We start from the raw sequence: 23657 nt of genomic DNA, 5'->3' as shown, positions 1-23657 counted from the left end.
TCCTAGTTTATATTTAGAATTCAATTTACAATTATATACAAAAAAAGCGTTTCAGTCTATGAAAGTTACATTTTTGCACGTATTTACCAGCTGTTTTTTCACAAAATCGGTCTAAAGCATGATGATAATATGTATAGTTATTTGCTATGATGAAAGGGTAAGAGAATGATAGAATGTGGGTAATTGTAAAGGGAAGAAGGCTGAAAGGGGACAAATTTCAGCGGAGAAAGAGGTAGAGGTAGTGAAGAAATTCTTTGTAGGATTTTTAGTTGTTCTTGGGGTGTACTTATATTTCCAAGGAAAGTCTGAAGGAATGGGCAAATTAGTAAATGAGACAAGCTATGTTGACTCAGAAGAAGCAAAACAGATGAAACAAATTATTATAGAGGAAGCAAAGAAAGTCAATCTTCCAGAATGGATACCTCTTACAATTGCCGAACATGAAAGTCGGTTAAATCCAAGAAGTGTTGGAGATAACGGAACTTCATTCGGATTGTTTCAATTGCACCGTGGTGGTGGGCTTGCACCAGATCATTTAACTGATGATGAGCTGAAAGATCCACGTATAAATGCGCAAATTGCAATGCCGCATTTAATGAAAGGATATAAGCGCGGGGTGCAAAAAGGCTTGACTGATTTTGCATTACTAAAATATATAGCAAATACATCTGGATGGCCGGGTAATTTGGGTCCAGAGTGGACGGATAATAACATGAAGTACAACGTCGGATTAGAGAATGTGTACTATCGAAATAAAGGTGTGATTAAAGAGTAGGTTTTCTATACCTACTCTGTTTTTTTATGAATAATTTTATCTTCTTCTCTCGTGAAGTACTGCGCGAGTTGTATTTTCACCTCTTCTAGCTTTGTAGAAACTTGTGGTATTTTATATCCTACATATAAGGGTGAAACGACAAACCTAGGAACAACTTTGCAAATGATTTTTCCGTTTAATTGATAGAAAAATAAGTTATAACTACTACATCCTTTATGGAAATCTGTCAGTATGTAACGTACAGTTTGTTGAATATAATTTGCCAATTCATCTATGAATTTAACATCTTCAATAATGATATTAAATTCAGTGAAACCGATAATAGGACGATCTGAAATATTGAGTTCAATGTGTTCGTTTTTTTGTACAATGACTCCTTGGAAGTTCTCCGTTTCTACGTTATCGAGATAGTCTACATATTTCATTCCGATAATCTGCATGTGTGCATGATGCAAACTCCCGCCTGAGAATGGACCATGATTTTTGTATAAAATCACAGATGTGAATTCTTCATTCTTCTGTAAGTCTAACCAATGTTTAATGGAGAAACGAATTAGCGATTTCATATGTTCTTCTGTATATGTCGCAATATGTTCTTCACAATTATCTGTTTCGATTAGCACCGTTTGAAATGTATCTTTTAATGTAGGAAATTTGTTTTTTAGCCAAATAATTGAGTCCTCAGTTGCTAAAATATCCGTTAAATTTTCTCTGTCACAAAAAGGACATGTGGCGCTTCTATTCCGAATGCTTTCTGGTTTTTGTTTGCCAATATCGTTTAAAAAGTATAGTTGTTGTGTATCCATTTGTATGTATGCCCCTTTAAAATATGTGTAAAAATCCCGCTTAATACATTCGGGAAAGGGGGAGGGAAATCCTTTAAAGGGAATAGGAAAAATAAAAGACAAGATCTCCTCATTACAATAGGGTACCTTGTCTTTTATTTTTTCTTTAATAATGTGTATGGATAATATAGATCGTTTTTATTATGCTTCTTTTTTCTATTTTTTATTTTGTATAAGGCAATTGCTGTACTTGCGATTATAATAATGGCTTTCTTCATATTCCTTTACCCCTTTTTATTGTTGGTTTAATTCTTGGCTAACTGCTTTTGCATCAACTAAAGCGTGTAAAATCATTTTTACCATATTCATCATGTTCCTTCACTCCTTTTTATAGTTCGTTTAGTTCTTTTACAACTGCTTGTCCGTTCACTAATACCTCAAAGATTGCTTTTACGATTTCTTTCATCATGATTGTTTCCTCCTTTTGTTTTCTCTCTTGTTTACATCTTTATTGTATAGGGAGGCATCTTTTCGTACTATCGCTTTCCATTACGTGAACATAACAGTTTTGTAAGATTTGATGTCACTTATTGAAATGTTTAGTCTATCTTCATTATTTTCAGAAAAATGACTATTCAAACATGAAATGGGAAAGTATAATAAAGAAGTAAGTATTAAATTCCGTACGAAAGAGGTGAATGAGATGAAACGTTCGTTAGCTGCACGTGCCAAATTTTTAGATTATATCTATTTTTGTCGTGCGATTTTTCATGATGTAATTGTTAACGGGATACGTCTGTCCTTTTTTAACAATTGCATAGTAGCTATCGAACGATAGAAATCTCTTCACCCATTTTTAATAAACGTGTGAAAAGGGAGCTATTTAGCTTCCTTTTTCTATGCCGAAAACCATGGGGAATGTTTCTTTCCCATGGTTTTTTATATTGAAAGGAGTACGGAAAATGACAATTTGTAGTGTAAATAATATAACGAAATCTTTTGGTGGAAACATCATATTTGAAAATATATCGCTTGAAATAAAGAATGGTGAACGTGTTGGATTAGTTGGTCGTAACGGTAGTGGGAAGACAACAATCTTTCAGCTTCTAACTGGAATGGAAAGTTTAGATGCAGGAGCCATTCATATGAAGAAAGGTACACGTATTGGTCATGTGGCACAAATTCCGAAATTTGATGAGGCTATGACTGTATATGATGTATTGAATTCCGCTTTTAAAACAGAAAAGGAATTAGAAAGAGAAATGCGTACTTTAGAAAAAAATATGGAAGAAGAACTGGAACCGTCTGCTTTACAAAGGTTAATGGAGAGGTACGGAGCAATTCAAGAAAAGTTTGCGTTTCTTGGTGGTTATGAAATAGAAGCGAATATTATGAAGGTAGCAAATGGTCTACAGGTGACAGAACTATTCCTTCGATCATTTCTAGAGTTAAGTGGTGGAGAGCAAACAAAAGTAAGCCTTGCATACATGCTATTGCAGAAACCTGATTTACTTCTATTAGATGAACCAACCAATCATTTAGATTTATTCGCCGTAGAATGGCTAGAGCAATTTTTAAAAGAATACAATGGAACAGTTATGGTCATTTCACATGATCGCTATTTCCTTGATGAAGTTGTAACGAAGATTTTTGATTTAGAAGATGGAGAGATTCACGTGTATCATACAAACTATTCTCGGTTTGTTGAGGAAAAGGAAGAACGTTTGCTTCAGGAGTTCCAGGCTTATCAAGAACAGCAAAAGAAAATAAAGAAAATGAAAGAAGCAATTAAGCGACTGCGTGAATGGGCAAATCAGGCGAATCCTCCGAATGAAGGATTGCATAAGAGGGCGAGAAGTATGGAACGTGCATTGGAACGTATGGAGAAATTAAAGAAACCTATTTTAGAACGAAAACAAATGGGACTTCAGTTTGAAGGGCAAGAGAGAAGTGGGAAAGATGTTGTTGTAATGAAAGAAGTGAGTAAAGGATTTGCTGGCCATCCTTTATTTAACGAAGCGAATTTACATGTTCGTTTTCAAGAGCGTGCGGCTATCGTCGGTCGTAATGGTACAGGAAAGACAACGCTACTAAAGTTATTATTAGAAGAAATGGAACCAGATGCTGGAGAAATTCGGGTTGGTAGTAGTGTGAAAATCGGTTATTTATCACAGCATGCGTACGGAAATATGAAGAGTAATGTATTAGAGGCTTTCAGGGAATATGTAGCTGTAACAGAGGGAGAAGCGAGACATATATTAGCTAAGTTTTTATTTTATGGTCCAGCGGTGTTTAAGAAAGTAACGCAACTGAGCGGTGGAGAAAAAATGAGGTTAAGACTTGCGCAACTTATGTATCAAGATATCAATTTTTTAATTTTAGATGAGCCGACAAACCATCTCGACATTGAATCAAGGGAAGTTTTAGAGGAAGCTCTTGAACAATATAATGGGACGATTTTAGCTGTTTCACATGACCGTTATTTTTTAAATAAGTTATTTGAAAAGACGTATTGGATTGATGAGTGTAAATTATTTGAGTTTGCAGGGAACTATGCATGGGCGCGTCAAAAGTGGGAGGAAAAGCTCGAGACGCAAGTAATAAAGCAGCAACGCCAAGGAAGAAAAAGTATTGAAACAGCCCCTGCAAAAAAGAAAGAAGCTAGGAATGTTGAGGAGATTGAAACAGAGTTAATGCGTGTAGAAGAAGATATATATACGCTTGAGTGTAAGATGGAACATGTAGTTGATGTTGAAATGCTTGAACAATTGTATGAAGAAAAAACGAAGAAAGAGTTGTTACAAGCGGAACTATATAATGAGTTAGAGAATATCGTGGAGTAAAGAAATTAGAATGAAAGAGCAAGTTGTTTTCTCATATTTTGAGGAGGGCTTGCTCTTTTTGTGTACGGAAAGATAAAAATTGGTATAATTTTCTTGTTGTTAAAATCAAGAGAATAACTTTAGGTTATTAAAACGTGAGGAGAATGTTATGTTAGGATACGCGCGGATTGCTACAATCGTCATGATTTGTTTTGTTTATGCAAACCATGTTTCACGTGAAACAGCACATTTACAATTTTTTGTGAGTATAGCACTTTTTATTTATATTGTGAATCATATTTTGCTAGTAAAAGTAAGCGGAGGTAAAAAACTTGTTTTTTATACACTATTAGCAAATGGGATAATTACAGCTTTATTAGGTTTTTTATTTCCCGAGACATGTTTATATTTAATTATATTTGGAATTGATGCAGTAGGACTATTTATTCATGAATTTCGTAGAAGTATGACGTACTTTTTTATTTCTTTTTTCTTTCTTTGTTGGTTTATAAATATACTACATGCGTATCAACATACAGGTAGTTTAGAATTAGAGAATAATGCCATTAATTTTATGTTCATCGTTTTTAGTGCCTTAGCTGGAAGTTTAATAAAAAAACTTACAGCTGCTCGAAAAGTGGTAGATGAGCAATATGGAGAATTAGCATTATCTCATACAGCTTTAAAAGAAGCGCATGAACAATTACGTCTATATGCCAAAGAGGTAGAAGGATTGACAGCCGTTCGGGAGCGAAATGATATTGCCCGAGAAATTCATGATACTGTCGGTCATAATATGACAGCCTTACTTGTTCAATTACAACTGGCAGAGGCTTTGTGGAAACAAAAATCGGACGCTACGGAAGAGGTTTTACATACATGTCATGGGCTAGCCAGAAAATCACTTCAAGAGGTGAGAGCTTCTGTACATGCCTTAAAAGAAGAAGGAAAACTAGGGAACATAATAGAGAATATGCGTGAAATGTTACATGGATATTCTAAAGCGACGAAAGTACAAGTATCTTTTCAATTACAAGGAGATCCGGTTGTGATTCCGTTATCACTACAACCTACACTGCTCCGGGTTATGCAAGAATCTTTAACAAATGCAAAGCGGCATGGGAAAGCGAGTTTATGTGAAGTGAGTTTAACTTGTTCGGCGAAACAAGTTAAACTATGTATTTTGGATAATGGCGTGGGAGTTAACGAGGTAAGTCCGGGTTTTGGTTTACTTAATATGAGAGAACGAGTAGAGGAACATGGTGGAACTATTCAATTTGAGAGTGAGATAGAAAAAGGCTTTCGGTTACAGATTGAATTTCCACTGCAGGAGAAAACGTGGATAATAGGGGGAACTGTATGATTCGGATTATGATTGTTGATGATCAATCACTCATTCGTGATGGTTTAGCGATGTTATTAAATTTACGTCCGGAACTTGATGTGGTGGGAACGGCTACGGATGGAGACGAAGTAATACAAAAGGTGAAAGAGCTACATCCTGAAATTATTTTGATGGATATTAGGATGCCTCGTATGAATGGTGTTGAAGGAACACGTTTAGTTAGAGAGCAGTTCCCTCATATAAAGGTACTTATGCTGACGACTTTTAGTGATAGTGAGCTTATTTTTGAAGCATTGGAGCAAGGCGCGAGTGGTTATTTATTGAAAGATATGGAGGCAGATGCAATCGCTCAAGCAATTTTAACAGTGCATAGTGGAGGGGCTGTGCTTCCTCAGGATATAACAGAGCAAATCATAAAAGAATTAAAAAAGACAAAAGTAGCGGTAGAGTGCAACACACCAGAACAATTAGCGCAATTAACTGAGCGAGAAGTAGATGTTTTAAGAGAAATTGGACTTGGTTTAAATAATAAAGAGATTGCGGAAAAGCTATTTATTACAGAAGGGACTGTTAAGAATCATGTTTCTAATTTAATTAGTAAGTTAGAGCTGAGAGATAGAACGCAAGCTGCCATATACGCAGTAAGGTATGGCATCACGATGTACACATGACTTTTGGCATATATAATTGTGAAAAAGCAGCAGAATTTGCTGCTTTTTTATTTTGTATTTCTATCTCAAGGGTGATGGAGAGAAGAAGAAATTTTTCTACAATGAAATTGTAAATGAATGCAAAGGGGCTGAATCAGTATGTTAGTCATAGATCATATTACGAAATCATTTGGTAAGAAGGAAATCATAAAGAATGTTTCTTTTGAAGTGAAAAAGGGTGAAACATTTGGATTGCTTGGTCCAAATGGAGCGGGAAAATCAACGACGATATCAATGATTTGCGGGTTAATTTCATACGACAGTGGTGATATAAAAGTTAGTGGGAAATCTGTAAAAGAATATCCATTAGAGGCGAAAAAGAAAATTGGTATTGTTCCGCAAGACATTGCGCTCTATCCGACACTTTCAGCGAAGGACAATTTGGTTTTTTGGGGAAAGATGTACGGTTTAAATGGAAAAGTTGCAAAAGAGCGAGCGGAGAAAGTATTAGCTTACGTCGGTTTGCAGGACCGTGGAAAAGACAAAATTGAAACATTTTCAGGTGGAATGAAAAGGCGTATTAATATTGGTGCAGCACTTATGCACGAACCAGAGTTATTAATTATGGATGAACCGACGGTTGGGATTGATCCGCAATCGAGAAATCATATTTTAGAGACTGTTAAGAAATTAAATGAAAAAGGGATGACAGTTATTTATACGAGTCATTACATGGAAGAAGTAGAGTACTTATGTGAACGAATTGCAATTGTTGATCACGGAAAGGTAATTGCATTAGGAACGAAACGGGAGCTATGTAATCGTCTGGCAGATGGTTTTATAGTGAGATTGCAATTAAATCGTTATAGTACGGAACTGTTACAAAAGTTGAAAGCACTACCTGTCGTTGAACGAATTATTTTTGATGAAGATAATAGCACGATTGATATTGGACTAAATGGTGGTGAGGCTATTGGCACAGTTGTGTCAGTAGTTGTGGAGAATAACGCTCAAATTTTAAAGCTTGAAGTGCAAGAGCCAAATTTAGAGGCACTCTTTTTACAATTAACAGGACGTTCACTTCGTGATTAAGGGGGGTAGTGCGAGATGAAAAGTTTTATTATTGCATGGAAAGATTTAAAAATACGTTTAATTGATCGACGCGGATTTATGATGATGTTAATTATGCCGCTTTTATTAACAGCGATTTTAGGTTCAGCGTTAAGTAATGTATTTGAGAATGGTGGACTACCGAAAACAGTGATTGGCTATTATCAAGTGGGAACTGATGAGTTTGCAGATGTCTTTCAAAAAGACGTATTGCAATCTAAAGAATTAAAAGATGATGTGAAAGTAAAGATAGTTAGTTCTCAGGAAGAGCTTGAAGATATGTTAAAGCAAAAGAAAATTGATGCGGGAATCGTCATCCCAAATAAATGGAGCGAACAAGTACAAGATGGAAAATTAAAAGAACCCAAGGTGTTTATAGACCCATCAAAAGATATACAAGCGAAAATCGCTGAATCAATGATCCGATCCTTTTCAGAACGTGTTCAAACAGTTGCAGTATCTACAAAAAGTGTTGTAACAGAATTAGTAAAATCTCAGCAGGGTGATGTAGCACAAGTTGCAAAAGAGGTGAGTGGAAGTTTACAGGCGAAAGCAACTACAAATGCGGATAACCTTGAAAGAGGAACGATAGGTAAAAAAACAGTTGCAGCGATGCAATATTATGCAGCAGCGATGTTAGTCATGTTCTTACTATATAACATAACGGTAGGTGCAAAGTCAGTTGTCACAGAGCAACGAACTGAAACTTTGGCGCGTTTGTTTAGTACACCAACGAGCTCATTTTCAATTTTATTCGGGAAGTTTTTAGGTACATTATTATTTGCTTGTATACAATTTGGAATATTTATAGTTGCTACACACTTTATGTTTCATGTGGAATGGGGCGGAGACTTTTCTCAAATAGTAGCGGTGGGAATTTCTTATGCAATTTGTGTTTCTGGTTTATCTATGTTAATTGCCGCTTTTATTCGTGAGGAAAAAACGGCAGATGTAATGGGAGGAATCGGTATTCAAATACTGGCTATATTAGGAGGGTCGATGCTACCGATTTACGTATTCCCTGATACACTTCAAACCATTGCGAATGTCGCTCCGAATAAATGGGCACTTACAAGCTTCTTAAATATTATGTCAGGAACATCTTGGGATGTACTACTCCCTGTTATTTTTAGTTTATGTAGTGCAGGAATTGTCTCCGTTATGATAGGAACATTACGTTTACGTACGAGATAGGAGGGGAAAATGATGAAGAAGGTTTGGGCACTTTGTTGGCTAGAGTTAAAACAAATTTTAATAAAACCACAAAGTTATATACTCATGTTTGGAATGCCTATTATTTTTACACTCATTTTCGGCGGACTTTTAGGTGGAAGTGGGAATGCGAAAGTAAATGTTAGCTTAGTAGATGAAGATGGTTCTGTATTATCTAGCAAGTATTACGAGGATATAAAGAAAAGTGACTTAATTGCTATAGAGAAGGTAACGTATAAGGAAGGAAAGCGGAAGGTTGAAAATAAGAAATCATCGGGTATAGTTATCATTCCGAAAGACTTTCAAAAGGGTATGCTAGATAGAAAGATAGAAAATATTCAGTTTCAAGCTAGTACAGATTTTACTGGTGGAACTTCTGTAGAGCAAGTATTGGTAAGCGCATTAAAAAAGATGGAGATAGAAATAAGTGCAGCAAGAGATTTTGAGAAGAAAAGTAACACTTCGTGGGAAACAATGTATAAAGAAATCTATACCAAAGTAGAACCTGTTTCAATTCAAACAGATTCAATTTCACATGATGACCAAAAGTTAAATAACGTTACAGGACGAGCGGCAGGATTTTCAATTCTATTCGTTATGATTGTTATGTTAAGTGCGACGGGAACTATTTTGAAAGCTAGACAACTTGGTGTTTGGTCTCGTTTATTAGAAGCGCCAGTTTCAAAAGTTCAAATACTAGCAGGTTATATCCTGTCCTTCTTTTTAATAGGGTGGATTCAATTCGGTGTTTTAATGATATTAACGCATTCATTATTTGATGTGCAGTGGGGAAATCTATTAGGAGTTATTGCACTTACTTCGGCATTATTATTAGCTGTCATTGGTTTAGCCTTACTATTAGCAAGCATCGTAAAAACAACAGAACAACAGTCTGCATTAGGTAATATCGTTGTGATTTCAACATGCATGATTGGTGGCCTTTATTGGCCGATTGAAATTGAACCAGCATGGATGCAAACGGTAGCAAACTTTGTTCCGCAAACGTGGGCGATGCACGGCTTTACGGAGTTAATTGTAAGAGGGGGTACATTAGCAGATATAGGAAGCTATATTGGTATACTCATTTTATTTGCAGGAGTATTTTTCGTGATTGGTTTAACAAGAATACGTTACGATTGAAAAAAAGCAGAGTTACAGCTTTACACGCTGAACTCTGCTTTCTTTTTGTGTAGCATCTTCCCTTGTTGAAATGATAATAGCGATCCCGAGCATAATAAAAAAAGCTAAAAAGAGGACGAACTTTGGGAAGAATGGGAATAGTAATAGCGCCCCGACTATCATAATTGTTAATAATACGTAGTGCAGGACGTATTGGAATAGGTTGTCCATGTTTTCGCCCCCTTTTTGGTAATGTGTTATTAACATTCTATGTTTCATGCTGAGCGAATAGAAGTGAATTTTTTAAGTTTTTAATATGAAATAAAGGAGAAAGATTGACATGTTTGGAGGAAAGGAATAATCTTGAAATTAATTCATACTATTTTTATAGGAAAAATAAATATAGTTACAGGGAGGAGGTCTATGTTCCTACATCGTTAAAAATTAGGAAGGTAAAGGTGAGAGTGAAATGAAAAATGCTTTTAAAGGAGCAATTGCTACATTTCTTAGTATGTCAGTATTACTAGCTGGATGTGGTCAAGAGGAAGCAAGTACAAATGAAGCTGGGAACGTACCAAAAATAAAAGATGAATTTATTAAGGCAAGTGACAAAGCAAAAAGCCCTATAAAAGCAAAAGAAAGAAAAGATACTTTTGTAGTTGGCATGCCAAGTCCTGGGGGGATATTTCTTCCGCATTTTATGGAGAATGGATGGGATGGTAATATAACGCAAGCTATCTTCGCTCCTCTTGTCGGACTGGATAAGGAAGGAAAGCCAATTCCAATATTAGCGAAGAAGTGGGATATTTCGGAGGATCAGCTTACATATACATTCCATTTGAAAGATGATTTAAAGTTTAGTGATGGTTCGTCGTTAACTGCAGATGATGTAGCATTTACATTAACGTTATTACATGATCCAACTTATAGTGGTGCGACTGATATAAGCCAAACAGCAATAAAAGGTGGGCAAGCTTATAGAGAAGGAAAGGCAACCTCTATTGAGGGAATTCAAGTCATTGATCCGAAAACAATTACGATTACGACTGAAAAGGTAAATGCTCAAACACTATCATTAATCGGCGGAGAAGTTATATCTAAAGCTTATTACGGGAAAGAGTATAAACAAGGACACTTGGAGTATTTAAAAGAGTTGTATGGCAAGCCGGTAGGGGCAGGAGCTTATAAATTGGATAAATATATTCCGGGTCAAGAGGTTCGATTTGTAGCAAATGAAAATTATTTTGAAGGAAAACCAAAGATTGAGCACTTTATTTATAAAATTACAAAAGGTGATACGAAGCTACAACAATTTCAAGCAGGAGAAGTAGATTATGATGGTTTTACAACAAACGTGGGGACGGTTGAACAATTAAAAGATTTAGGTTTTGCTAATATTAATGTGTATACAGGAAGTTCTTACGGCTACATTAAAATGAATTATAAGAAACCATACTTTAAAGATAAGCGTGTCCGCCAAGCATTTATTTACGGATTAGAGCGTCAAAAGGTTATTGATACGTATTTCCAAGGTTATGCTTCACTCGTTAATGTACCGATTACGCCAGTTTCTTGGGCGTATACAGAAGAAGGTATTAATAAATATGAGTATAACTTAGAGAAAGCAAAGAAATTATTGGATGAGGCTGGATGGAAACCAGGTTCAGATGGAATCCGCGAAAAAGATGGCCAAAAATTGAAGGTAAGTTATTTTGCTTCTTCTGCAAGTAAAATAAATGATGTAATGATCCCGGTGATGAAAGAGGATTATAAAAAGCTTGGTGTAGAGTTTAACCCAGAATATATGGACTTTAATACGATGATTTCCAAAGTGATAAAAGGTGATTATGATTTAGCAATGGTATCTACGCCAATGATTGATGATCCGAGTGGAACAATTGAGGAGTTTGTTTCGACAAGTAAACGAAACTATGATGGATACCATAATCCGAAAGTAGATGAATTAGCGAAGCAGGCATTAGAAACATTAGATATTGAAAAACGAAAAGAAATTTATAAAAAGTTGTACCAGGAGTTGAGTGAAAATCCGCCTGTAATCTTCTTAAATAATAGTAAAGTTGTGTCTGCACATCATGCACGCATTCAAGGATTACAAGAAGATAACTATAACGGTATTTTGTTAAGTTTACCTAAATTAAAGATAGAACAATAATTTTAAAAAAATTCCCAAAATATTTATTTAGAAAGAATTGACAAAATATAACGGAAGATATAAGCTAATAACCATAAAGTCTACCGGAAAGGTCGGAATAGGATTGTTACCCCTCAAAAACATCTATTTTTTTACGATTAAAACCGACTTTTCCGATTGGCTATAAATGTGCTGTGGGAGGCATACATAAGCTAATAAGTTCAAAGGGTATCATTACTAATAAGTTAGGGTGGGGACAATGAAGAAAAAAACAAAAAAATGGGCTGGTGTATTTTCGGTATTACTGAGTAGTTCGCTTGTGTTATCTGCTTGTGGGGGACAGGAGGATACGGCTTCTACAGAACCAGTAAAAAAACAGGATTTAAAAGACTCTAAGATTGAATCAATTCCAGCTACAGATAAAAAGAAAAGTCCAGAGAAAGCAAATCAGCGAAAAGATACTTTTATTACAGCCATTTCTAAGCCAGGGGGAGTTTTCCTTCCGTATTTCCAAGATAATGGTTGGGATGGAAACGTAACGTCTGTTATCTTTGCATCACTAGTAACAACAGACAAACAAAGTAAACCTGTTCCGGACCTTGCAGAAAAATGGGATATTTCTGCTGACCAGTTAACATATACATTCCACTTACGTAAAAATTTAAAATTTAGTGATGGGTCGCCTTTAACCGCGGATGACGTAGCATTTACACTAACACTACTTCATGATAAAGCGTATGAAGGTGGATTGGATATTGCTCAGTATGCTGTTAAAGGCGGGAAAGAATATAAAGAAGGAAAAGCAACTTCTATTGAAGGAATCCAAGTTGTTGATCCACAGACAATTAAAATTACAACTGAAAAAGTTAATTCACAGGCGCTAACTAATTTAGGTGGACCAGTGCTATCAAAAGCTTATTATGGAAAAGATTATAAACAAAATACAAGTTTAGACTATTTAAAAGCATTATATGGGCAACCAATTGCAGCGGGTCCATATAAATTTGAAAAATATGTTCCAGGTCAAGAAGTACGCTTTGTTGCTAACGAAAATTATTATGCAGGTAAACCAAAAATCAAAAACTTTATTTACAAAATCACATCAGGTGATACTGGATTCCAATTATTCCAAACCGGTGAACTGGACTATAGTGGATTTAGAGCGAATCCTGAGAATATAGACCAATTAAAAGGATTAGAGTTTGCAAATATTAATCTTGAATCATCAAGTGATATTGCTTATATCTATGTAAATAATAAGAAGTCGTATTTGAAAGATAAAAAGGTACGCCAAGCACTTACTTATGGATTAGACCGTAAGAAGTATGTGGATACAGCTTTACAAGGATATGGCTCTGTTGCTAACGTACCAATTGCTCCAGTTTCATGGGCATATACGGAAGAAGGTATTAATAAATATCCACACGACGTAGAAAAGGCTAAAAAATTATTGGATGAGGCTGGTTGGAAAGTAGGTTCTGACGGGGTTCGTGAAAAAGATGGTCAAAAGTTAAAATTAACATACTACGCATCAAATACAGGTAAAACAAATGATATCTTTATTCCAATCGCAAAAGAAAGTTATAAAGAAATCGGTGTTGAATTAAATCCAGAGTTGATGGACTTTAATACGATGCTTTCAAAAGTAGGAAAAGGTGACTACGATTTAGCGGCAGTTTCAACACCAGGAATTAGTGATCCAAGTGAAGTTGTAAGTGAGTACTTATCAACTAATCCAAAAAGTGATACGGGTTATAATAATCCGAAAGTAGATGATTTGATTGTAAAAGGTATAGGGACGACAGATATTGAAAAACGTAAAGCAATTTATAAAGAACTGTATAAAGAGTTAAGTGATGATCCACCAGTTATTTTATTAAACTATCGTAAACTACTTTATGCTCATAATGCACGTATAAAAGGAATTGATCCGGAAAAGTACGATAGCATTAGCTCTAACTTGCCAGTGTTATCCATTGAACAATAAGGGTTGACCTAAATAATAGAAGACGTTTTTTCATACAGCAAAGGAATAGTAGCTGTTTTGAAAAAATGTTCTTCTATTTTTAAGTAAATAGGATTGGGGAGACAAAAGGTGAAAACATATATCATTCGTAGGTTCCTTCAAATGATCCCTACATTGTTTGGTACATCTATTATTATTTTTTTCTTATTTGCACTTTTGCCGGGGGATTACATTGATTCAAATCCAAAGTTAACACCAGAGAGAGCTCAAGAGTTAAGGGAATTATATGGCTTAAACAAGCCAATTATTGAAAGGTATTTTCACTGGTTAGTGAATGCTTTGCATGGTGATTTTGGATTTTCTTTACAGTATCAAGAACCGGTAACTTCATTACTTAATAAATTTATTTGGAATACATTTATCGTTGCTGTTGCAGCTTTATTTTTCACTTGGATTATTGCTCTTATTATTGGGGTTATTTCTGCAACAAAGCAGCATTCTTGGTTTGATAGATTGGTAACGATTGGTGTCTTTGCAGCAATGTCATTTCCATCATTCTTTATCGGATTATTTTTAATTAAATTATTAGCAGTTGATTTAAAATTATTACCTATTGGTGGCATGATTGATATTGGGAGTAACTCAACAGGGATAGCATACATATTAGAAGTATTACGTCATATGATTCTACCTGTATTTATTTTAACGCTTCTTGGTGTAGGATCATTAACACGGTATTTTAGAACCGGTATGTTGGATGTTATTAGGCAAGATTATATTCGTACCGCTCGTGCAAAAGGCTTAAAAGAAAGAACCGTTATTTATAAGCATGCATTGAAAAATGCAATTTTGCCAGCAATTACATTACTTGCTTTTGAATTACCAGGTTTATTTTCAGGAGCTATTATTATTGAACAGATTTTTAACTGGCCAGGGATTGGGAGCATTCAATTAGAAGCATTAAACTTCCGTGATTATACGGTATTAATGGCTTTTACAATGTTTCTTTCGTGTTTAACAATTATGGCTAATTTCTTAGCAGATATTGTATATGCGTTTGTTGATCCAAGAATTCGATTGAAGTAAGGGGGGAAAGATATGGAGACTATTACACCACTAATAGAGAAAGAACGAAAAAAGAGAAACGAATCATCACCATGGCGCCAAGCGTATAAAAAAATTAAGAAAAATAAGATGGCATTGTGTGGCTTATACGTTTTAATATTTATGTTTTTATTTAGTTTTATTGGTCCAATCTTTTCACCGTATGCTGATGGGAAGGTGCAAGTAACACAAATTAATAAACCACCCAGCCTGTCACATTGGCTCGGAACAGACCAGTTGGGACGGGATATTTTGACTAGACTTATGCAAGCAGGACGTATTTCATTAACAATTGGTTTAGCGTCGATGCTACTATCGGTTATACTAGGTGCTCTATTAGGAGCAATTGCTGGTTTTTATCGAGGAATTGTGGATCATCTAATTATGCGTGTTGCGGATGTGTTAATGTCCATTCCGGGATTACCGCTCCTTATTATAATGGGAGCGATTTTATCAGAATGGAAATTACCATCGGAATACCGTTTATATATTGTAATGATTATTTTAAGTTTAGTAGGATGGCCAGGACTTGCCCGTCTTGTGAGAGGACAAATTTTAACATTGCGGGAGCAAGCCTTTATGCAAGCAGCAGATGTATTAGGATTAAAGGATTCTCGAAAAATTATTCATCATCTAATTCCTAACGTCTTTCCGTTGCTTATTGTTGTAGCGACTTTGGGTGTGGCTGGATCTATTTTAAGCGAGTCTGCACTAAGTTACTTAGGTCTCGGCGTCGTACCACCTACACCATCATGGGGGAACATGATTAGCGCAGCTAACTCATTAATTGATTTCCAAAAGCGTCCGTGGTTATGGATTCCGCCTGGTTTTGCAATCTTTATAACAGTTGTATCAATTAACTTACTTGGTGATGCACTTCGTGATGCGTTAGATCCAAAGATGAGACGGTAGGTGAGAGAATATGAGTAAAGCGGTAGTAGAGCTGAAAGACTTACAAACACACTTTCAGACAGAAGAAGGGACAGTAAAGGCTGTGAATCACGTTAGCTTTGCAGTTCGGGAGGGTGAAACTGTTTGTGTTGTAGGTGAATCGGGTTGCGGGAAAAGTGTAACAGCCTTATCTATTATGGGACTTATTGCTGAGTCGGGCAGTGTAGTAGGCGGAGACATTTTATATGAAGGAAAAAGTCTTTTAGGAATGAAAGAGAAAGAGCTTCGTAGTTTACGAGGAAATGATATTGCGATGATTTTCCAAGAACCGATGACATCGCTAAATCCGGTCTTTACTGTAGGTGAACAAATTGTAGAAACGTTAAGAGAGCATGAATTACTTAGTAAAAATGAAGCGTATAAGAAAGCAATTGAGTTAATTCGTAAAGTCGGCATAGCCCGTGCGGATGAAATCGTCCATTCTTATCCGCACGAACTGAGCGGTGGCATGTTACAGCGTATTATGATTGCTGTTGCACTTAGTTGTAATCCTAAGTTATTAATTGCTGATGAGCCGACAACGGCTCTTGATGTTACGATTCAAGCCCAAATATTAGACTTATTAAGGCAGATAAAAGAGGAATTTAAAACATCAATTTTATTAATTACACATGATTTAGGCGTTGTAGCAGAAATGGCTGATTACGTTGTCGTTATGTATGGTGGGAAAGTTATTGAAGAAGCACCAGTACTAGAGATATTCCAAAATCCGAAACACCCGTACACGAAAGGATTGTTGAAATCAAAACCAGTGATGGGAAAACGAATAGATAAACTATATTCTATTCCAGGGCAAGTTCCTAATTTAGTTGGTTTGGATGAGTTTTGCTACTTTAGCGGTCGTTGTGAGCATTGTATGGAAATATGTAAAGAAGAAGCGCCAAATCTGAATGTACATGATGAGAATCATAAAGTAGCTTGCTGGTTATATGAGGAGCGTGCGGAACAATGAATGAACCATTATTAGAAGTAAAAAACTTAAAAACATATTTTCCAATTAAAGGCGGCATATTTAGTAGAACAGTTGGACATGTAAAAGCAGTTGATGGAGTAAGTTTTACTATTAATAAAGGTGAAGTGTTTGGCCTCGTTGGTGAATCAGGAAGCGGAAAAACGACGATAGGAAAAACAATTTTACGTCTCGTCCAAAAAACGGAAGGAGAAGTGAGGTTTAAAGGGCAAGATGTTCACTCTTTATCCAAGGAAGAATTGAGAAAACATCGTCCTAATATGCAACTCGTATTTCAAGATCCATTTAGCTCATTAAATCCGAGAATGAGAATTGGAGAAGCGCTTGGGGAGCCAATGTTAGCCCACGGATTAGCGACGAAAGAAAATGTGCGTGAAAAGGTGACAGAAGTATTAGAGTTATGTGGCTTAGCTCCATACCATATTGACCGGTACCCTCATGAGTTTTCTGGTGGACAACGTCAGCGTATTGTTATCGCAAGAGCTATGGTATTAAACCCAGAATTTATTGTAGCTGACGAACCTGTGGCAGCACTAGATGTATCTATTCAAGCACAGATCATTAATTTATTTAGTGAGTTACAGGAGAAAAAGGGATTATCTTATTTATTCATTTCACATGATTTAAGTGTAGTAGAACATTTATGTACGAAAATCGGAATTATGTATTTAGGTACGATTGTGGAGACAGCACCGCGTGATGAGTTATTTACGAATCCACTTCATCCGTATACAAAAGCATTGTTATCGGCTGTGCCAATACCAGATCCAACAGTAAAGCGAGAGCGAATTATATTGGAAGGGGATATTCCAAGTCCAGCAAATCCACCTTCGGGTTGTCGCTTTCATACGCGATGCCCGTTTGCAACAGATGTTTGTAAAAAAACAGTACCAGAATTTCGTAATGTTGGTGGAGATCACTTTGTTGCTTGTCACCATGTATAAAAGAGAAGGACTCTTTCAGAGGTTGAAAGAGTCCTTTTTTCATTTACTAGATGAAGTTTGTTTCAATACAAATTGCTCGATTGCATGAGCAACACCATGTTCATTGTTTGTTAATGTTACAACATCACATAGTTTTTTTACATCTTCTTCAGCATTGCCCATTGCAACTGATAAACCAGCTACTTCTAACATGGGTACATCGTTAAAATTGTCACCGATAGCAACTGTATCTTCAATTGGTATATTAAAGTGGGCTGCCATTTGTTTCAGTCCATTCCCTTTATGCCCGTTCTTATCCATAATTTCTAAATTAGTAGGGGCAGATGCTGTAACCATAATATCAGTGTCTTCTTGTAACATACTTAATAGCTGTGCCCGATGCTCTGCATTAAACGTTAAAATGAAGAATTTAGATATTTCTAGTTCTTGGTTATTCACAACATCTTCTATTTTTTTGAAATCAGTAATTAGGTTCGATTTCTTTTGCTTTTCGGTAATTCGTTCAAGTTCCTCTAATGTAACATCGAGCGCATGCTTATTTTCTTCGAACGCTTGCATCACTTGATCTTGCCATGTATATGGAGAATAAACTCCTCTATTTGTATATAGCTTATATGGGAAACCTTCAGATTCTAGTAATTTTGCAAGTTTGTACACTTTGTCGTTTTGTATACAACGCGAGTTAATTACTTTTCCATCCACATAAACAATAGCCCCATTGCTTGCTCCGACTGGAAGAGATAATTTATATTCTTCCAATAGCTTTAAAGCATCCTCTTTCGCACGACCAGAACAAATCATTACAATATGACCAGCTTTTTGTGCAGTTTGGATTGCTTGTAGGTTTTCTTTGGAGATTTCAAGATTAGATGATAGTAGTGTACCATCCATATCTAATGCGATTAATTTCAAAATGACCACCTCTTTGTTTTTATTATACATAGTTATATAGAGGAAACATATAAACTTATCTTGGAAAGATTGTATTTTATCTCGTATGGACTATCAGTAAGAATTTGATAGATTCCACCTTCTTAATGAAAGATTTATCTTAATTTGTAACAAAAGTAGAGGTAGGTATGGGTATGTTTCGTTATATGACTGTAATATTACATGAATGTTACAAACGTGAACTTAGTAGAAAGTGCATTAAAACAAGGTTTTTGAGGATGTTTATAAAAAAACGTAAAAAAAGTGTAATAAATTTTATGTAATTATATTGCAACGTAATAATAGTTATGTTACATTAGTGTTACAAACGTTACGTTATTAAATTTAATGTAACGCTAACATAAAAACTATGAAATAAACATTTCTTAGAAATTACATATAGATAACTTATTAAAAAGGAGGATGAAAAATATGAAAGAGCAAGTATTACAAGTAACAAAAGGTGACTTCGTAGGATCAGCAAGTGGAGCAGTAGTATTAACAGCGTTAATCGTATTTCTATCAAGCGTATTAGTATAATAGAAGTTTTGTAATAAAAAACAAATGAAGGGAGAATGAAAAATATGAAAGAGCAAGTATTACAAGTAACAAAAGGTGACTTCGTAGGATCAGCAAGTGGAGCAGTAGTATTAACAGCGTTAATCGTATTTCTATCAAGCGTATTAGTATAATAGGAGTTTTGTAATAAAAAACAAATGAAGGGAGAATGAAAAATATGAAAGAGCAAGTATTACAAGTAACAAAAGGTGACTTCGTAGGATCAGCAAGTGGAGCAGTAGTATTAACAGCGTTAATCGTATTTCTATCAAGCGTATTAGTATAATAGAAGTTTTGTAACAAAAAACAAATGAAGGGAGAATGAAAAATATGAAAGAGCAAGTATTACAAGTAACAAAAGGTGACTTCGTAGGATCAGCAAGTGGAGCAGTAGTATTAACAGCGTTAATCGTATTTCTATCAAGTGTATTAGTGTAATAGAAGTTTTAAATCCTACAAAATGAAAGGAGAATGAGGAATATGAACAGTGAACAAGTGTTACAAGTAACAAAAACAGATTTATTAGGATCGTTAGGTGGAGCGGTAGTATTAACATCATTTATTCTATTCCTTGCAAATGTATTAGTATGAGACAAATAAATACAATCATTCAAAAAAAATAAAGACTCTAGCATATTAGTAAGTAGTTAATATGTTGGGGTCTTTTTTGTTTTCTCCTATATATCTCTCCAAAACATTAATAGTTTCCCTTTATCGCGTAAACGCTCAATTGGTGAAGGTTAATAATTAGCGGGGATGAACCCTTCGTTGATTAAAGTCTCCCTTTATTTCAAAGAGAAAAAAGTCGAATTTTATATGTAAGAAAAAAAGAGGAATTTGACAGAAAAGATAGAAAATTTTAAAGGTCAGAATTTGTTAGCTTGCTAACTAATTTCTAATAACTTACGTTGGAAGCGTTTTCGGTTGGTTTTAAGTATGGACCATTTAATCTATTTACAGGGGGATGAGGATTTTATGAAACAAAAATCTATGGATACGCTAGCTGCACAAATGGAGGACTTTTTTCCAGTACGTGATGTAGACCATTTGGAATTTTACGTAGGAAATGCAAAGCAATCAAGTTATTACCTTGCGAGAGCATTCGGATTCAAAATTGTAGCCTACTCTGGATTAGAAACTGGTAACCGTGAGAAGGTATCTTATGTTCTTGTGCAAAAAAATATGCGTTTTGTTGTGTCCGGAGCTTTAAGTAGCGAAAATCGTATTGCAGAGTTTGTAAAGACTCATGGTGATGGCGTGAAAGATGTGGCATTACTTGTTGACGATGTTGATAAAGCGTACTCGGAAGCAGTGAAACGTGGTGCCGTCGCAATTGCTCCGCCTGTAGAGTTAACAGACGAGAACGGTACATTGAAAAAAGCAGTTATTGGTACGTATGGTGATACAATTCACACGCTTGTAGAGCGTAAAAATTATAAAGGAACATTTATGCCAGGATTCCAAAAGGTCGAGTTTAATATTCCTTTTGAAGAGTCAGGTTTAATTGCTGTAGATCATGTAGTTGGTAATGTTGAAAAGATGGAAGAGTGGGTTAGTTATTACGAGAATGTTATGGGCTTTAAACAAATGATCCATTTTGATGATGATGACATTAGTACAGAGTATTCAGCATTAATGTCGAAGGTTATGACAAATGGAAGTCGTATTAAGTTCCCTATTAACGAGCCAGCAGATGGAAAGAGAAAGTCACAAATTCAAGAATATTTAGAGTTCTACAATGGAGCGGGTGTACAACATCTTGCCTTATTAACGAATGACATTGTTAAAACAGTAGAAGCGCTTCGTGCAAATGGTGTGGAATTTTTAGATACACCAGATACTTATTATGATGAGTTAAGTGCACGAGTTGGAAAAATTGATGAGGAAATTGATAGGTTAAAAGAATTAAAGATTTTAGTAGATCGCGATGATGAAGGCTACTTACTACAAATCTTTACGAAACCAATTGTAGATCGTCCAACTTTATTTATTGAAATCATTCAACGTAAAGGTTCTCGTGGATTTGGAGAAGGGAACTTTAAAGCATTATTTGAATCAATTGAAAGAGAACAGGAACGTCGCGGAAACTTATAAGATTTGTATCCACCAGCAAAAGTCCCTTTGCTGGTGGAAATTTCATTTTCATAGGGAGGAATCATGATGAAGTTTGTTACATTTCGTCTTCCTTCGAAAGAAATGCGAGCTGGATGGCTTGAAGGTGACAAAGTAATTGATATGAATCTTGCTAGTGATGGGAAATTACCTTCTTCTATGTTCGCCTTTTTAGAGAAAGCGGATGAGTATGTAGAAGTATTACGTAATATTAAGAATCCGGAAAAGGGGCTATATTCCTTAGAGGAAGTACAATTAGCGGCGGCAATTCCTAATCCGAGTAGTATTCGGGATTTTTACGCGTTTGAACAGCATGTAAAAACGGCTCGTGGCCGAAGAGGGTTAGATGTTGTACCTGAATGGTACGATTTCCCGGTTTTTTATTTTACGAACCATCGTGCTGTAATTGGTCCGGATGATTTTGTAATTGGTCCGAAGAAATCTAACAAACTTGATTATGAGTTAGAGATTGCTTGCGTAATTGGGAAAGAAGGAAGAAATATTTCTCGTGAGCAAGCAGAGGAATACATTTTTGGTTATTGTATTATGAATGACTGGAGTGCAAGGGACTTGCAAGCAGCAGAAATGAAGGTAGGACTCGGTCCAGCAAAAGGAAAAGATTTTGCAACTTCATTAGGAGCACACCTTGTTACGAAAGAGGAATTAGATGTTTATCGTAACGGTGACCGTTATGAATTAGAGATGACTGCTCATGTAAATGGAAAGCTATTATCAAAAGGAAACTTTCAAGATATTTACTATACATTTGCTGAAATGATTGAACGTGCTTCTGAAGACGTTACGCTATACCCAGGCGATGTGATTGGTTCTGGGACAGTAGGAACAGGTTGTATTTTAGAACTGGGCACGGAAGAGTGGCTGCAAGATGGAGATGTTGTAGAACTTACGATTACTGGTTTAGGTACATTACGTAATACGGTCAAAAAAGAAATGGAAGCAGGTGATGGGCATGTTTTATCGTCACATGGGGGAGCTACCTCATAAACGACATGTACAATTCCGTAAAAAGGATGGATCGCTCTATCGCGAACAAGTAATGGGAACGAAAGGTTTTTCGGGTACGCAATCTATTTTGTACCATCATTATATGCCAACGGAAGTAGGTCATGTGGCATTATCTCATTCTTGTCAGTTGCAGTATGAAGAAGATGTAGCTCTTGCTCATCGTCATTTTCGCACGAAAGAAAATAAAAAAACTGGCGATGCAGTAAGCGGAAGAAACTTTATGCTTGGGAATGAGGATTTATTAATTGGAGTAGTGACTCCAACAGAAAAAATGGACTATTTCTACCGTAATGGTGATGGCGATGAAATGTTATTTGTTCATTACGGAACAGGGAAGATTGAAACAATGTTTGGAACGATTCACTATCGAAAAGGTGATTATGTAACGATTCCAATTGGAACGATTTATCGTGTTATTCCAGATGAAGGAGAGACTAAGTTTCTTGTTGTAGAAGCAAATAGTCAAATTACAACACCGCGTCGCTATCGTAATGAATATGGGCAATTGTTAGAGCATAGCCCGTTTTGTGAGAGAGATATTCGTGGCCCTGAAAAATTAGAGACGTATGATGAAAAAGGTGAGTTTGTCGTAATGACAAAGTCGCGAGGGTATATGCATAAACATGTCTTAGGACACCATCCGTTAGATGTTGTTGGTTGGGATGGCTATTTATATCCGTGGGTCTTTAATGTGGAGGACTTCGAACCAATCACAGGTCGTATTCATCAGCCACCTCCAGTACATCAAACGTTCGAGGGGCACAATTTCGTTATTTGCTCTTTCGTACCACGTTTATACGACTATCATCCAGAATCTATTCCGGCACCATATTATCATAGTAACGTGAATAGTGATGAAGTACTGTACTACGTAGAAGGAAACTTTATGAGCCGGAAAGGTGTGGAAGAAGGTTCTATTACGCTTCATCCGAGCGGCATTCCTCATGGGCCACACCCTGGGAAAACAGAGGCAAGTATAGGGAAAAAAGAAACGCTTGAATTAGCTGTTATGATAGATACATTCCGTCCACTTCGTATTGTAAAACAAGCACATGAAACAGAAGATGAAAAATATATGTATAGCTGGATTGAAGAGGGTTCATATACTGTGAAATAGGAAAAAGAG

Annotated in this window: 26 protein-coding genes; 22 read left to right on the top strand and 4 right to left on the bottom strand. The window is 35.9% G+C overall.

Going from position 1 to position 23657, the window contains the following annotated elements; genetic code table 11:
- Positions 1-241 precede the first annotated feature (241 nt).
- A complete protein-coding gene (locus DN390_RS18445; RefSeq protein ID WP_060633079.1) occupies positions 242-775 on the top strand; it encodes a transglycosylase SLT domain-containing protein in 534 nt (177 codons plus the stop codon).
- A gap of 11 nt (positions 776-786) precedes the next feature.
- Here the strand turns inward: DN390_RS18445 and DN390_RS18440 are convergent, their stop codons facing one another.
- Together DN390_RS18440 and DN390_RS18435 are read right to left on the bottom strand one after the other, a co-directional pair.
- Positions 787-1581, bottom strand: a complete 795-nt coding sequence (locus tag DN390_RS18440; RefSeq protein ID WP_255444050.1) for a DUF4931 domain-containing protein — start codon at positions 1579-1581, stop codon at positions 787-789.
- Between the two features lie 134 nt (positions 1582-1715).
- A complete protein-coding gene (locus DN390_RS18435) occupies positions 1716-1838 on the bottom strand; it encodes a spore coat protein B (protein WP_098288488.1) in 123 nt (40 codons plus the stop codon).
- Between the two features lie 425 nt (positions 1839-2263).
- On the opposite strand from DN390_RS18435, the gene DN390_RS30700 reads away from it, so the two are divergent.
- The 7 genes from DN390_RS30700 to DN390_RS18405 all read left to right on the top strand — a co-directional run bounded on the left by DN390_RS30700 (position 2264) and on the right by DN390_RS18405 (position 9839).
- Positions 2264-2398 (top strand): RAxF-45 family protein, encoded by a 135-nt coding sequence (locus tag DN390_RS30700; RefSeq protein WP_303660169.1) that lies wholly within the window; start codon positions 2264-2266, stop codon positions 2396-2398.
- Between the two features lie 124 nt (positions 2399-2522).
- Positions 2523-4403: a ribosomal protection-like ABC-F family protein gene (abc-f, locus tag DN390_RS18430; protein ID WP_147808058.1), complete on the top strand. Its 1881-nt coding sequence runs from the start codon at positions 2523-2525 to the stop codon at positions 4401-4403.
- A 148-nt stretch (positions 4404-4551) separates the two neighbouring features.
- Positions 4552-5745, top strand: coding sequence for a sensor histidine kinase (locus tag DN390_RS18425; protein ID WP_147808057.1), 1194 nt, complete (start codon positions 4552-4554; stop codon positions 5743-5745).
- A complete protein-coding gene (locus DN390_RS18420) occupies positions 5742-6398 on the top strand; it encodes a response regulator (protein ID WP_060629269.1) in 657 nt (218 codons plus the stop codon). The genes DN390_RS18425 and DN390_RS18420 overlap by 4 nt, the downstream gene beginning before the upstream one ends.
- A 138-nt stretch (positions 6399-6536) precedes the next feature.
- Positions 6537-7469, top strand: a complete 933-nt coding sequence (locus tag DN390_RS18415) for an ABC transporter ATP-binding protein (protein ID WP_147808056.1) — start codon at positions 6537-6539, stop codon at positions 7467-7469.
- Between the two features lie 15 nt (positions 7470-7484).
- Positions 7485-8681: an ABC transporter permease gene (locus tag DN390_RS18410; protein WP_147808055.1), complete on the top strand. Its 1197-nt coding sequence runs from the start codon at positions 7485-7487 to the stop codon at positions 8679-8681.
- Positions 8682-8693: 12 nt separating this feature from the next.
- Positions 8694-9839: an ABC transporter permease gene (locus tag DN390_RS18405; protein ID WP_147808054.1), complete on the top strand. Its 1146-nt coding sequence runs from the start codon at positions 8694-8696 to the stop codon at positions 9837-9839.
- Positions 9840-9851: 12 nt separating this feature from the next.
- On the opposite strand, the gene DN390_RS18400 is transcribed toward DN390_RS18405, so the two are convergent.
- Entirely contained in the window at positions 9852-10049 is a 198-nt protein-coding gene (locus DN390_RS18400) for a hypothetical protein (RefSeq protein WP_000369254.1), read from the bottom strand.
- Positions 10050-10287: 238 nt separating this feature from the next.
- Here DN390_RS18400 and DN390_RS18395 point away from each other — a divergent pair, with 238 nt between their 5' ends.
- The 6 genes from DN390_RS18395 (at position 10288) to DN390_RS18370 (ending at position 17905) form a co-directional block, all read left to right on the top strand.
- Entirely contained in the window at positions 10288-11991 is a 1704-nt protein-coding gene (locus DN390_RS18395) for an ABC transporter substrate-binding protein (protein ID WP_147808053.1), read from the top strand.
- Between the two features lie 238 nt (positions 11992-12229).
- Positions 12230-13957 carry an ABC transporter substrate-binding protein gene (locus DN390_RS18390; protein ID WP_000730676.1) on the top strand — a complete coding sequence of 576 codons (1728 nt, stop codon included), beginning with the start codon at positions 12230-12232 and terminating at the stop codon, positions 13955-13957.
- A gap of 108 nt (positions 13958-14065) precedes the next feature.
- Positions 14066-15022 (top strand): ABC transporter permease, encoded by a 957-nt coding sequence (locus DN390_RS18385; protein WP_000860691.1) that lies wholly within the window; start codon positions 14066-14068, stop codon positions 15020-15022.
- A gap of 12 nt (positions 15023-15034) precedes the next feature.
- Entirely contained in the window at positions 15035-15952 is a 918-nt protein-coding gene (gene opp4C, locus DN390_RS18380) for an oligopeptide ABC transporter permease (RefSeq protein ID WP_147808052.1), read from the top strand.
- A gap of 10 nt (positions 15953-15962) precedes the next feature.
- The gene (locus DN390_RS18375; RefSeq protein ID WP_000030773.1) at positions 15963-16943 is read left to right on the top strand and encodes an ABC transporter ATP-binding protein; all 981 of its coding nucleotides are present in this window, start codon (positions 15963-15965) and stop codon (positions 16941-16943) included.
- A complete protein-coding gene (locus DN390_RS18370; RefSeq protein WP_147808051.1) occupies positions 16940-17905 on the top strand; it encodes an ABC transporter ATP-binding protein in 966 nt (321 codons plus the stop codon). The genes DN390_RS18375 and DN390_RS18370 overlap by 4 nt, the downstream gene beginning before the upstream one ends.
- A 39-nt stretch (positions 17906-17944) precedes the next feature.
- On the opposite strand, the gene DN390_RS18365 is transcribed toward DN390_RS18370, so the two are convergent.
- Complete coding sequence (locus DN390_RS18365; protein ID WP_097952671.1) at positions 17945-18817, bottom strand: Cof-type HAD-IIB family hydrolase; 873 nt, start codon at positions 18815-18817, stop codon at positions 17945-17947.
- A gap of 441 nt (positions 18818-19258) precedes the next feature.
- Here DN390_RS18365 and DN390_RS18360 point away from each other — a divergent pair, with 441 nt between their 5' ends.
- The 8 genes from DN390_RS18360 (at position 19259) to DN390_RS18325 (ending at position 23648) form a co-directional block, all read left to right on the top strand.
- A complete protein-coding gene (locus DN390_RS18360; protein WP_001984868.1) occupies positions 19259-19375 on the top strand; it encodes a DUF3948 family protein in 117 nt (38 codons plus the stop codon).
- Between the two features lie 44 nt (positions 19376-19419).
- A complete protein-coding gene (locus tag DN390_RS18355) occupies positions 19420-19527 on the top strand; it encodes a DUF3948 family protein (RefSeq protein WP_000664237.1) in 108 nt (35 codons plus the stop codon).
- Positions 19528-19562: 35 nt separating this feature from the next.
- The gene (locus DN390_RS18350; protein WP_001984868.1) at positions 19563-19679 is read left to right on the top strand and encodes a DUF3948 family protein; all 117 of its coding nucleotides are present in this window, start codon (positions 19563-19565) and stop codon (positions 19677-19679) included.
- A gap of 35 nt (positions 19680-19714) precedes the next feature.
- Entirely contained in the window at positions 19715-19831 is a 117-nt protein-coding gene (locus DN390_RS18345) for a DUF3948 family protein (RefSeq protein ID WP_001984868.1), read from the top strand.
- Between the two features lie 42 nt (positions 19832-19873).
- A complete protein-coding gene (locus DN390_RS18340; protein WP_001083700.1) occupies positions 19874-19984 on the top strand; it encodes a DUF3948 family protein in 111 nt (36 codons plus the stop codon).
- A gap of 384 nt (positions 19985-20368) precedes the next feature.
- Positions 20369-21487, top strand: a complete 1119-nt coding sequence (gene hppD, locus DN390_RS18335; protein ID WP_060629279.1) for a 4-hydroxyphenylpyruvate dioxygenase — start codon at positions 20369-20371, stop codon at positions 21485-21487.
- Between the two features lie 66 nt (positions 21488-21553).
- Positions 21554-22510 (top strand): fumarylacetoacetate hydrolase family protein, encoded by a 957-nt coding sequence (locus DN390_RS18330; RefSeq protein ID WP_147808050.1) that lies wholly within the window; start codon positions 21554-21556, stop codon positions 22508-22510.
- Positions 22476-23648: a homogentisate 1,2-dioxygenase gene (locus tag DN390_RS18325; protein WP_147808049.1), complete on the top strand. Its 1173-nt coding sequence runs from the start codon at positions 22476-22478 to the stop codon at positions 23646-23648. The genes DN390_RS18330 and DN390_RS18325 overlap by 35 nt, the downstream gene beginning before the upstream one ends.
- The last annotated feature ends 9 nt before the right edge of the window (positions 23649-23657 follow it).

This window comes from Bacillus sp. SH7-1 (assembly GCF_008042405.1).
Classification (GTDB): domain Bacteria; phylum Bacillota; class Bacilli; order Bacillales; family Bacillaceae_G; genus Bacillus_A; species Bacillus_A thuringiensis_N.
Note: the sequence above shows the minus strand (reverse complement) of the source record. Positions and strands in the feature narration are given on the sequence as shown.